Source organism: Gordonia sp. NPDC003424 (assembly GCF_053588655.1).
On sequence record NZ_JBSFQJ010000004.1, the window covers coordinates 165,711 to 177,162 of the forward strand.

Here is an 11,452-nt window from a genome sequence, read left to right on the forward strand (position 1 = left end):
AGGTGGCGCCATGCAGTACGACGAGATCGTCTCCGTGCGCGCGAGCAGCGCCGCCTGGCGTCTGCTGCGTGCCGACAACGCACCACTCATCCTGGCATTTCTCGGCCGGGTGTTCGTCGACGACAATGTGCGTGAGATCTCCGCGCCCGAGCTCGTCGACCTGCTCGACGACGAGCTCTACGCGCTCAATCAGCGCCTGGGCGAAGGCACCTATCCCAAGTCGGCGAAGGCGTACCTCGACGACTGGTCGTCGGCCGATACCGGCTGGCTGCGCAAGTACTACGTCGCCGGCAGCGATGATCCCCACTACGACGCGACACCTGCCGTCGAACGCGCGGTCGCCTGGGTGGGGGCGCTTCGCGAGCGGGGGTTCGTCGGCACCGAGTCGCGGTTGAACACCGTCTTCGACCTGCTGCGCCAGATCGTCTACGGCACCGAGACCGATCCGGAGATCCGGCTCGCCGAGCTGCGGCGACGGCGCGCGGAGATCGACGCCGAGATCGCCGCGGTCGAGCGCGGCGACATCCGGGTGCTGGACTCGACCAGCCGCAATGACCGATACCAGCAGTTCGCGGACACGGCCAGGGCGTTGCTGTCGGACTTCCGCGAGGTCGAGGCGAACTTCCGTTCTCTCGACCGCGAGATGCGCGAGCGGATCGCGACGTGGAACGGAACGAAGGGCGAACTGCTCGACGAGATCGTCGGCAGCCGCAACCTCATCAGCGACTCCGATCAGGGCCGCAGCTTCCGCGCGTTCTACGACCTGCTGTTGTCTGCCGACCGGCTCGACGAGCTGACCGAGCTGATCCGCAGCGTGCAGTCGCTCGACGACCTGTCCGGCGTCGACACCCGGCTCGGTCATGTCCATCACGACTGGCTCGACGCCGGCGGGCGTGCACAGTCGACTGTGCGGCAACTCTCCGAGCAGCTCCGACGGTTCCTCGACGATCAGGTGTGGCTCGAGAACCGCCGCGTGATGGACCTGCTGCGCAGCATCGAATCCAGGGCGATCGGGCTGCGCGATCAGCGCGCCCACGATTTCACGCATCCGATGGACGACGCCGCCCCCACGGTCAGCCTTCCGATGGAACGCCCGCTCTACCGCAAACCGGCCACTGCGGCCGTCGATTCGAGCGGTGTCGAGGCCGGCCGGGCCGAGGGATCGGCCGACGCACTCTACGAACAGATCCACGTGGACCCGCTCCCACTGATCGACGGTGTCCGAAAAGTGTTGCGCCGCAAATCCCAGATCACACTGTCCGAGGTCGTGGCGGACGCCCCGCTGAGTCAGGGCCTCGCCGAACTCGTCACCTACCTCTCTCTGACCGACGAGACGTTCGCCAAGACCTTCGACGAGACCACCACCGACACCGTCTCCTGGATCGACGACGAGGGCGCCGAGCGCACCGCACGCATTCCCCGCGTCATCTACACCCGAGCCACGTCTGGAGCCCAATCCCGATGAGCCGTCCCATCTCCCGCGACGACCTGAGCCTGCCACTGGCCGTCACCACACTGATGAAAGGTGTCGTCTATCGCGACACCCACGAAGCGGTGTGGCAGCACATCGTCGGACTCTCCGCCCAGGTCAGCGATTACGTCGCCACCCTGGGACTGACCGTGATGATCGACGAGGCCGAGGGGTACGCGTTTCTGCGGTCCCGATCCGACGACGAGTTGGCCGAAAGGGGAATCCCGAGACTGGTTCCACGCCATCAACTCTCCCTGCACACCAGTCTGCTGATCGCGCTACTGCGCAAACGTCTCGCCGAGTTCGACAGCACCGACTCCGGAGCCCGACTCATCCTGACCAACGACCAGATCGTCGAGATGATGACACCGTTCCTGCCGCAGACCACCAACGAGGCGCGCACCGCGGATCAGGTGGAGACCGCCGTTCGGCGGGCCACCGACCTCGGGTTCGTCCGGCGAATCCCGAAGCAGGAAGGGCACTTCGAGGTGCGACGGGTGATCAAGGCCTTTGTCGATGCACAATGGCTGGCCGAACTCGACACCCACCTCGCCGAGTACACCGAGACCCTCGCGGAGGCCTGAGACGATGACCGGACTGTTCTCCCCCACCGAACTCCAGGGCGGCCCGAGCCAATCGGGTTTCCGGCTGCACACCTTCCAGGTGCTCAACTGGGGCACCTTCGACAGCCGTGTCTGGACCCTGCGACTCGACGGACGTAACGGTCTGCTCACCGGCGACATCGGTTCGGGCAAGTCCACCCTCGTCGACGCACTCACCACGCTGCTGTTGCCGGCCAACCGTGTGGCCTACAACAAGGCTGCCGGCGCCGACACCCGCGAGCGCGATCTGCGGTCGTATGTGCTCGGCCACTACAAATCCGAACGCAACGAGGTCACCGGCAGTTCCCGGCCGGTCGCGTTGCGCGGGACGTCGAGCTATTCGGTGATCCTCGGGGTGTTCCGCAACGACGGATTCGACGAGGAAGTGACTCTCGCGCAGGTCTTCTCGATGCGTCACGACAACGGTCAGCCCGAACGGTTCTTCACCGTCACCGATCGGGCCCTCGACATCGCCGCTGACTTCACCGACTTCGGCACCGACCTCAAGACCCTGCGTAAACGCTTGCGCCAGGGCGGCACCCGCATCCATGACCATTTCCCCGACTACGGCCGCGACTACCGCCGCAGCCTGGCGATCAAATCCGAGCAGGCGATGGAGCTGTTCCATCAGACCGTGTCGATGAAAGCCGTCGGCAACCTCAACGACTTCGTCCGCGACCATATGCTCGAACCGTTCGACTCGAGCACGTGGGTCGACACACTGGTGAGCCACTTCCACGACCTGACCGCCGCGCACGACGCCGTCGTCCTGGCGCGCACCCAACTCGCCGAACTCGAGCCGATGCTCGACGATTACGGACGCTACGCCGAACACACCCGGCAGGCCGACGAACTGCGGGCGCGGCGTGACGCGCTGCGCTTCTATTTCGCGCGGCGCCGCAGCGAGCTGTTCGCCGTCGAGATCGATGCGCGCACCGACGATCTCACCTCGACCCGAGCACAGTTGGTGGCCGTCGACCAGCAGTTGACGGACCTGCGGAGCCGGCTGCGGGAACTGGAGATCGAGCAGGCAGGCCACGGCGGCACCGAGATCGCCACGCTCGAGCAACGCATCACCGAAGGACAGCGGCAGCAGGCCGAACGCAGTGAGCAGCACCAGCGGTTCGTCGCACTTCTCGACGACGCGCAGCTGCCGGCCGTCGAGGACCGGGTCCAGTTCGATCATCGGCTGCACGAGGTGACAGCCACCGTCGAGCAGCTCGACGACGAGATCGCCGAGCGCCACAATGCGGTCACCGAACTCGGCGTGGATCGTCGGCAACTCGACAGCGACGGTCGACGCGTCGGCGACGAGATCGCCAGCCTGCGTGGCCGCACCACCAACATCCCCGACCACAATCTCCGCATCCGCGAATTGATCTGCGACGGAACCGGTCTGGGGTCCGACGATCTACCGTTCGTCGGCGAACTCATCGGCGTCCGCGACGACGAGACCCGGTGGGAGGGTGCGGCCGAACGCGTCCTGCGCAGCTTCGGTCTCTCGCTGCTGGTCTCGGCCGACGACTACGACGAGGTGTCGGGCTGGATCAACGACAATCACCTCGGCGGCCGCGTCGTCTACTTCAAGGTGCCGCCACGGACGTCGCTGCAGGGCATCACCACACCGCCGTCGAACGCGTTGGCGCACAAGCTCGACATCAAGGACGGGCCGTTCTACGGCTGGCTGGAACGCAAGCTCTTCGAGCGGGCGCGGCACGTGTGCGCCGAGACGATGGCCGAGTTCCGCAGCGAGGAGTTCGCGGTCACGGTGGCCGGTCAGGTCCGTTCCGGCGGCGGTCGCCACGAGAAGGACGACTCCTACCGGGTGGACGATCGACGACGCTACGTTCTCGGCTGGCGCAATGAGCAGAAGATCGCGGCACTTCTGGCCGAAGGCCAACGCATCCAGACCGAGCTCAATCGTATCGACGCCGACATCGCCGAGCAGACAACGCGACTCGGCGCGATCGACCGCCGCCGCACCGCACTCGGCAAGCTCACCGTGTTCACGTCGTTCGACACCATCGACTGGATGTCGGTGGCCGCCCGCATCGCCTCACTGGAGAAGAGGAAGGCCGAACTCGAGCAGTCGTCGCACGAACTGGCCCGGATCACTGCCGCCATCACGGCGACAGCGACGGAGATCACCGAGACCGACCTTCGGCGAGATACCCTGCGCGACTCACTGTCCCGCCTCGAAATCGCCCTGGACAACGCCACCACCGGGCGCGACGCCGCCGAGGTTATCCTCGCCGACGACGGATTCGCCTCTGCGGTGGGACATTTCCCGGCGATAACCTCGGCGCTCGGGGACGGCGGACTCACCCTGACCACCTGCGACCGCACCGAGAGTGCCATGTCGGCGCAACTCACCACCGACGCAGAGGGGCACGCATCCCGCGCGGGATCGCTCGCCACCCGTGTCGTCAACAAGATGTCGGAGTTCAAGCGCAACCATCCGGTGCTGACCACCGAGATGGACGCCGACATCGCCGCAGCCGGCGAGTTCATCGATTTGCAGCGCCGGCTGGCCGAAGACGATCTGCCGCGCTTCGAGTCCGAGTTCAAGAACTACCTGAACACCAACGCGATTCGCGACATCGCGATCTTCTCGGCACAGCTGAACAAAGAAGTCGACCAGATCCGCACCAAGATCGACACCATCAACGAATCGCTGTCGGGCATCGACTACAACGCCGGCCGCTACATCCGGCTCGAGGTGAATCCGTCGCACAATGGCGAGGTCCGCGAGTTCCGTGACCAGCTGCGCCGCTGCAGCGACGGATCGTTCGACGCGGACGCCGACGACCACTACGCCGAGGAGAAGTTCCTCCTGGTGAAGTCGCTGGTGGAGCGATTCCGGGGCCGCGAAGGGTTCACCGAAGTGGACCGCAAGTGGACGAAATACGTGACCGATGTACGTAATTGGGTGACCTTCGCGGCCTCCGAACGCTACTCCGAAACCGACGTCGAGTTCGAGAACTACACCGACTCGGACGGTAAGTCGGGTGGCCAGAAGGAGAAGTTGGCGTACACCATTCTCGCCGCGTCGCTCGCGTACCAATTCGATCTGAAGTGGGGGGTGACCACGTCGCGGGATTTCCGGTTCGTCGTGATCGACGAGGCGTTCGGTCGTGGCTCCGACGAGTCGGCACGCTATGCGTTGTCGCTGTTCGAGCGCCTCGGATTGCAGTTGTTGATCGTCACGCCGCTCACCAAGATCTACACGATCGAGCCGTTCGTGTCGGCCGTCGGCTACGTGGAGAATCGCACCGGCAGCAACTCGCAGCTGCAGTGCCTGACCATCGAGGAGTACCGCGAGCAGCGCCGGCTGCGGGAGATGGTGTCCATGGTCGGTGAGGATTCCCGCACCGGATGAGCGGTGAATTGCCGTGACGGAGTGCACCACCCCGTCGGATGTCGTTGCCACGCTGAGACGGCGCTGGGACCGCGGAGTCTTTCTGGCGGCGCGGGCCGCCGGTGAGGAGTTCGTGCCGGTCGACCTCCCGATCCGCGGGCCGAAGGCGGGCGAGCTGGGCGAACGGTTCGACGATGTCCGGTCCTGGGTTGCGCAGTGGCACAAGGCTGCCGAGTCGATGCCGTGGAACGTGTCGACGAAGACGATGGGCGGCAGGCGATTCGGTGTCAACGCGCTGCCCGCCCGCGTTCTCGTCGCGAGCATCGACGACCTGGCGCGGATTCTCGGCGCCACCAGGCAGATTCGGGACTTCGACACCCTGCTGGACACGGCCCGGGTGTACCCACCGATTGCCGAGTGGGTGGCCGCGAAACCGATGCGCGCCCTGGGACATCGCGACGAGTTCGTGCGACTGCTCAGTGCGGTGAAGTGGATCGCGGACAACGCCGGCTCCGGACGCCGTCTCCGGGAAATCGACGTGCCCGGCCTCGACACCAAGTTCATCGAACAGCACCATCGCATCCTCCTCGACCTCACCGAACTCGTCGTCGACCCGGATCTGGTTCGGCCACAGGAGAAATCGATCGCCGGGCGGTTCGGTTTCGCCACCGAATCGACGCGCGTCCGGTTCCGGCTCCTCGACCCCGACTGCCCCTCCCCTGCACCGGGATTCGACGACATCGAGGTGCGCACCATGGATCTCGCCGCCACGCCGCTGGCCGTCGACCGGGTGTACATCGTGGAGAACCTGGCGACCTATCTGTCCTTCCCGCCGACACCGCGGTCGGCCGCCATCTTCGGCGGCGGATATGCGGCCGCGGTGATCGGAGCGCTGCGCTGGCTGCGTGACCGCGAGGTCTACTATTGGGGCGACATCGACACGCACGGCTTCGCCATCCTCGACCGCGTCCGCGTCACCATCCCGCAGGCACGGTCGATGCTCATGGACACCGCGACACTCCTGGCCCACCGCAGCCTGTGGGGTACCGAACCGTCGCAGGTCGAACGACCGCTCCCCCATCTCACGCCCGACGAGGCTGTGCTGTACCGGGAGTTGCTGGACGACGCCCACGGACCGCGAGTTCGGTTGGAACAAGAACGGATTCCGATGCAGCTGATACCGACCATCACCCGGGCCGCCCGCTGATCGAGTAAGCAGCCCGGGCCACCGCTTCGGATCACCCGGCGACGACGAAGAGCCAGCCGAAACCCGAAGGTTCCCTTTCGCGATTCACGTGCCAGCGTTCCTCACGGCCTGGTTTTCGCGGCGTCGTCGGTTGCGTTCTCGTTCGTGGCGTCGTCGGGCGTGCTTGTTCGCCACCCGGCTCTGCGTGCGGGCGGGTGGGGGTGAGTCCTGTGGTGGTGCACCGTGATCGTGCGGATCCTCTGGTGCCGGTGGGGTTTTGAAGCGGATCCGCCGTAGCCCGGGGAGCAGGTTCTCCAGGGTTTCCGGCTCACCGGGGATGATCAGACCTTCGGGCGTGGTGAACTCGGTGACCATATCGCCGTCTGCGGTGGGATACTGGTCGTCGACCCACAGCCCGAAGGTTTTGAGCAGATGCCCGAACCGTCCCTTGGCGTTGATGTTCTCCGCGGTGGTCTGGCCCCCGACCGCGGGGTCGATGTGGTCGAACTCGGCCACATGGTCGAGGTCGGCGTCAAACGCCGAGGTGCCATCACCGGGTATCACACTGAACCCATCGCGCACCCGCACGAATGTGTCCAGCGCGGTCGACGGCCGATACGGATTGCCCGCCGAGTGCGCGAGCAGGGTGTAGGTGCCATCCGGATTCATCGGTGTCCCTGTGGGCACGAGCGGCCGCAGGACCGCGTCGGGGCGGGCCACCAGATCCCGCACCTGCTCGTCGCCGATCACACCGCCGCCGGCGATAAACCCGGCATGCTGGGCGGTACCGGCCACGGTGGATTCATCGGCGACCACGTGGATGACCACCGCCGTCGACGGTGGGGTGGTGCCCGGCTCGGGAATCTCGGCGGTGCAGTCGTCGGTGCCGCACAGGCACTCGAACGGGTTTCCCGTCAGCAGGGCGAACACCGCATCCGAGGCGCGTTGCCCGGCGGTGCGCGGGTCCTGCCCGCACACGGACGCGGCCAGCGCGGTCACCGCCGCCTCGGCGATCTGGGCGTCCTCGGCCGACATCGTCGCCGACACCTGCGCCATCCCGTCCGCGGTCGTTTTGCTCCAGAACCGGCGGGCGTTCTTCGCGCGGCGCCGGGCCTCGCGTACCGCGTCCGGGTCGTGGCGGAACACGATCCGATCCACCATCAGCTGCAACCGATGCGCCGACCAGCCACCCCGATGCGCATCGAGTTCGGCGGCAATCTCGGCATCCACCCACGCGGCGCAGTCGGTGCCGTCGATCAGATCGGTGCGCGCGATGATCTTCCCGATCCGCTCGGCACTGATACGGCCATTTCGTAACCGCTGCGCCACCAGCGGTAGCCGGTCACGCAGCGCGAGGGCCTCGTGGAGCAGTTTCTCCGCGGCGTTCTGCGAGATCGCCAGGGCGATGGCTATGCGGGCGGCGCAGTCGGCCACCCCGTCGACGGGGAACAGATCGTCCTCGCGAGGCTCGGCACCGACGAGCCGGTGGTGCAGTTCGGCGACGCACCGATAGTCGTGCCACGCCAGAAACGAGCGGCCCCGCGTCGTGGACACGAACCCGCCGACCAGATCGTTGACCTCGGCCTCATCGAGCACGTCGGCGTCGACGAACCCGGTGAACCGGGGCGGCAGGTCCGGCCACGGCGACGCCTCACGCCACCAGTCAGCCAACGACTCGACCGCCACCGACGACACCCTTCCACACGACAAACCGACAGGAACAGTCCGATCGGCACTCACCGTCACAGTCGCTGAAAAACGCACGTGCCCAAGCACTTCAGCCGCATCAACAATCACCCGAACGAACTGACACCACCATAAACCAGGGGTACGACAAGAACTCTCGCCTGATTGTCGCGGCTCAGCGCGCCAAAGTTGTTCCCCCTCAAATGCATTAACCCTCCGTAAGCTTGTGGAGAGTCCTTGCAAACGAGGGGGAGGAACCGCGAAACGGGCTGGGAGGGTGCAGCAGACGGCGAACCCGCTACTCGCCGACCACGATGCCCACCGTTTCCAGCGGCGCCACGTCGGGCCATCCCGCCTTGGTGCAGACCTGCTTCGCCTTAGGCAATGTCTCGTGGCGCACGGTCACGACGGCGTACGGCTCGGTGATGTGGCCGTCATCGTCGCCAAGGTCATCGGTATCTTCGGTCAGCTCATACCGCCCAACCGGAGACTCGAACAATGCACTTCCGGACGTGCCGAGCGCGAGAACGCTCGTCGCATCGGACGCGAGCTCACGCCCTTTCGCCAATGCCTCGAGGGCGGAGCCCGACAACCAATACACCTGGCTCGTACTCGCGTGCACGGCCGCGATGACCGAGAACGAGCGGCTGATCTCCAGCTCACCGACGGCTTCGGCGGTTTCTTCGACTTGGCGTTCGAGCGCCGCCGCGTCGTCCGGACTCAGCGCGAGCATCCACCCGTCGCTCTGCCCGCCGGCCGAGTCGGCGAGTTCCCCCATGACCCCAGACACACAGGCAACCCACAGCCACGCCCAAGACCGTCGGTAACCTGCGGGTTCATCCTCGTCTTATGAGAAAGCACACACGTACCCCCGACGTCCCCCTGGTGATCCTCGACGACGACCCCACCGTTCTCGACTACGCGCGCACCCTGGTGGCACACAATGTGCCCGTCAGCGTCGTCAGCACTTCGTACACCACGGTGGTCCCGTTCATGCTCGGCAACAACGGTCACACCGTCGCCCTGGTCGCCGACGTCGACGACACCGATCAGCTCGCCGGCGCCATCCTGGCCACCGAACGCCGCCTCGGCCACGTCGATCGCGTCATCCGCTACGCCACCGATCTTCCCGACGCCGGGAAACCGCACCCGGCCGCAACCGCCGCCTGACCTCTACTGCAAAGACAAACCTCCAGGTCACAGCCGATTATCCTGCCTTCCAGCCGGCCCACGACAGCTCCGCATCCATCGCTGTCACCGCCGTGTAAGCACGTGTAAGCCGAACGACAGCGCCGTCAAGCATTCTTGACGGCATGACCACAACCACCTCCACCAGCCTGGCGATCGACGCCCACGGGCTGGTCAAGCACTTCGGAGCGACCCGCGCCGTCAACGGTGTGGATCTGGCCGTACCGACCGGATCGGTGTACGGCGTGCTCGGCCCGAACGGGGCCGGGAAGACCACCACGGTGAGCATGCTCGCCACACTGCTGCGGCCCGACGCCGGTTCCGCCACCGTCTTCGGCTATGACGTCGTCCGCGACGCGGTTGCCGTGCGCTCACTGGTCGGCGTGACCGGGCAGTACGCATCCGTCGACGAAGACCTCACCGCCACCCAGAACCTCATGCTGTTCGGTCGCCTCTTGGGGTTGAGCCGCCCGGCGGCGCGCTCACGCGCCGAGGAGTTACTCGTCGAGTTCTCTCTCGAGGAGGCCGCGAGCCGCCCGCTCAAGGAGTTCTCCGGCGGCATGCGACGACGCCTCGACCTCGCCGCCAGCCTCATCGACACACCCCCACTGCTGTTCCTCGACGAGCCGACCACCGGTCTCGACCCGCGCACGCGCGCCCAGATGTGGGAGACCATCCGCAATCTCGTCAAGCAGGGCTCCACGGTCCTGCTCACCACGCAGTACCTCGACGAGGCCGACCAGCTCGCCGACCGCATCGCGGTGATCGACCACGGTGTGGTGATCGCCGATGGCACCGCCGACGAACTCAAGCAGTCGGTCGGCTCGAGCACCCTGCAGCTGGTGCCGGTGCACCGCACCGACGCGCCGACCGCCGCGGACATCATCGAACGCGTGCTGGGCGAGACACCGACCCTCAGCCCGGAGGCCGCGCGCATCTCCGTCGGCCTGCACAAGCCCGATCTGGTACCCGATGTGCTGATCGCGTTGCGCGAGAACAGCATCGCCATCGACGAGATCAACGTGCAGAAGCCCAGCCTCGACGAGGTCTTCCTCACCATCACCGGCAAACCCGTCGAGAGCAACGACGACAACCTCGAACAGGAGGTGGCGTGATGACCACAGCTACCATCCAATCTGCCGCCCCGAACACGGCGATCACCACCAAAGATCCACGCGCACAGGCCAAGACCTCGGTGTCGCTGGCCGAAACGATAGGCCAGTCCTTCTCCATGGCCTACCGCGGCGTCCTCAAGATCCGGCACAACCCCGAGCAGCTGTTCGACGTCACCCTGCAGCCGATCATCTTCACCCTGATGTTCACCTACATCTTCGGTGGCGCGATCAGCGGCAACGTGCACGCGTACCTGCCGGTCATCATCCCCGGCATCATGGTGCAGACCGTGATCACCACATCCATCGTGACCGGCACGCAGCTCCGGGAAGACATGGACAGAGGGGTCTTCGACCGATTCCGGTCACTCCCGATCGCCCGGATCAGTCCGCTGGCGGGGGCACTGCTCGCCGACATGATCCGCTACTTCATCGCCACCACGCTGACCATCGTGATGGGCATCATCATGGGCTGGCGGCCCGATGTGTGGGGCACCGTCGCCGCGGCTCTGCTGGTGATCGTGTGCAGCTTCGCGATCTCGTGGATCTTCGCCCTGATGGGCTGCGTGATGAGCAAAGCATCTGCGGTGCAGGGCATCTCGATGCTCATCCTGTTCCCGCTGACGTTCATGTCCAATGCCTTCGTCCCGGTGGAAACGATGCCGGGGTGGCTGCAGACCTTCGTCAAGATCAACCCGATCAGTCACATCGTGACCGCGGTCCGCGAGCTCACCGCCACCGGGCACGCCGGCATGCATGTCGTCTGGTCGCTCGTCGGCGCCGCGGTGATCATCGCCATCTTCGCACCACTGGCCGTGCGTGCCTACATGCGCAACACCTGATCTGACC

The 11,452-nt window shown here is 65.9% G+C and carries 9 protein-coding genes; 7 read left to right on the plus strand and 2 right to left on the minus strand.

The genetic code is table 11. The features are described from left to right. Positions 1 to 10 precede the first annotated feature (10 nt). The 4 genes from ACWDTI_RS08195 to ACWDTI_RS08210 are packed head-to-tail and all read left to right on the plus strand — an operon-like array spanning position 11 to position 6,638. The gene (locus ACWDTI_RS08195) at positions 11 to 1,465 is read left to right on the plus strand and encodes a DUF3375 domain-containing protein (RefSeq protein WP_449737567.1); all 1,455 of its coding nucleotides are present in this window, start codon (positions 11 to 13) and stop codon (positions 1,463 to 1,465) included. Further along, a complete protein-coding gene (locus ACWDTI_RS08200) occupies positions 1,462 to 2,055 on the plus strand; it encodes a DUF4194 domain-containing protein (protein WP_449737568.1) in 594 nt (197 codons plus the stop codon). The genes ACWDTI_RS08195 and ACWDTI_RS08200 overlap by 4 nt, the downstream gene beginning before the upstream one ends. Before the next feature lie 4 nt (positions 2,056 to 2,059). Then, positions 2,060 to 5,452, plus strand: a complete 3,393-nt coding sequence (locus ACWDTI_RS08205) for an ATP-binding protein (RefSeq protein WP_449737569.1) — start codon at positions 2,060 to 2,062, stop codon at positions 5,450 to 5,452. Positions 5,453 to 5,465: 13 nt separating this feature from the next. Beyond that, positions 5,466 to 6,638, plus strand: coding sequence for a Wadjet anti-phage system protein JetD domain-containing protein (locus ACWDTI_RS08210; protein ID WP_449737570.1), 1,173 nt, complete (start codon positions 5,466 to 5,468; stop codon positions 6,636 to 6,638). A gap of 84 nt (positions 6,639 to 6,722) precedes the next feature. Here ACWDTI_RS08210 and ACWDTI_RS08215 read toward each other — a convergent pair whose 3' ends face one another. Further along, positions 6,723 to 8,303, minus strand: coding sequence for a DUF222 domain-containing protein (locus tag ACWDTI_RS08215; RefSeq protein ID WP_449737571.1), 1,581 nt, complete (start codon positions 8,301 to 8,303; stop codon positions 6,723 to 6,725). A gap of 298 nt (positions 8,304 to 8,601) precedes the next feature. Next, positions 8,602 to 9,081: a hypothetical protein gene (locus tag ACWDTI_RS08220; protein ID WP_449737572.1), complete on the minus strand. Its 480-nt coding sequence runs from the start codon at positions 9,079 to 9,081 to the stop codon at positions 8,602 to 8,604. Positions 9,082 to 9,152: 71 nt separating this feature from the next. Between ACWDTI_RS08220 and ACWDTI_RS08225 the strand changes: the two genes are divergently transcribed. The 3 genes from ACWDTI_RS08225 (at position 9,153) to ACWDTI_RS08235 (ending at position 11,445) form a co-directional block, all read left to right on the plus strand. Beyond that, complete coding sequence (locus ACWDTI_RS08225) at positions 9,153 to 9,473, plus strand: hypothetical protein (protein WP_449737573.1); 321 nt, start codon at positions 9,153 to 9,155, stop codon at positions 9,471 to 9,473. Positions 9,474 to 9,616: 143 nt separating this feature from the next. Continuing rightward, a complete protein-coding gene (locus tag ACWDTI_RS08230) occupies positions 9,617 to 10,606 on the plus strand; it encodes an ATP-binding cassette domain-containing protein (RefSeq protein WP_449737574.1) in 990 nt (329 codons plus the stop codon). Then, positions 10,606 to 11,445, plus strand: a complete 840-nt coding sequence (locus ACWDTI_RS08235) for an ABC transporter permease (protein ID WP_449737575.1) — start codon at positions 10,606 to 10,608, stop codon at positions 11,443 to 11,445. Before ACWDTI_RS08230 ends, ACWDTI_RS08235 begins: the two co-directional genes overlap by 1 nt. Positions 11,446 to 11,452: the final 7 nt, after the last annotated feature.

Excerpts from the sequence above, each read along its gene's own strand:
- ACWDTI_RS08195 (WP_449737567.1), top strand. The coding sequence starts at position 11 with ATGCAGTACGACGAGATCGTCTCCGTGCGCGCGAGCAGCGCCGCCTGG.
- ACWDTI_RS08200 (WP_449737568.1), top strand. The coding sequence starts at position 1,462 with ATGAGCCGTCCCATCTCCCGCGACGACCTGAGCCTGCCACTGGCCGTC.
- ACWDTI_RS08205 (WP_449737569.1), top strand. The coding sequence starts at position 2,060 with ATGACCGGACTGTTCTCCCCCACCGAACTCCAGGGCGGCCCGAGCCAA.
- ACWDTI_RS08220 (WP_449737572.1), bottom strand. The coding sequence starts at position 9,081 with ATGGGGGAACTCGCCGACTCGGCCGGCGGGCAGAGCGACGGGTGGATG.
- ACWDTI_RS08225 (WP_449737573.1), top strand. The coding sequence starts at position 9,153 with ATGAGAAAGCACACACGTACCCCCGACGTCCCCCTGGTGATCCTCGAC.
- ACWDTI_RS08230 (WP_449737574.1), top strand. The coding sequence starts at position 9,617 with ATGACCACAACCACCTCCACCAGCCTGGCGATCGACGCCCACGGGCTG.
- ACWDTI_RS08235 (WP_449737575.1), top strand. The coding sequence starts at position 10,606 with ATGACCACAGCTACCATCCAATCTGCCGCCCCGAACACGGCGATCACC.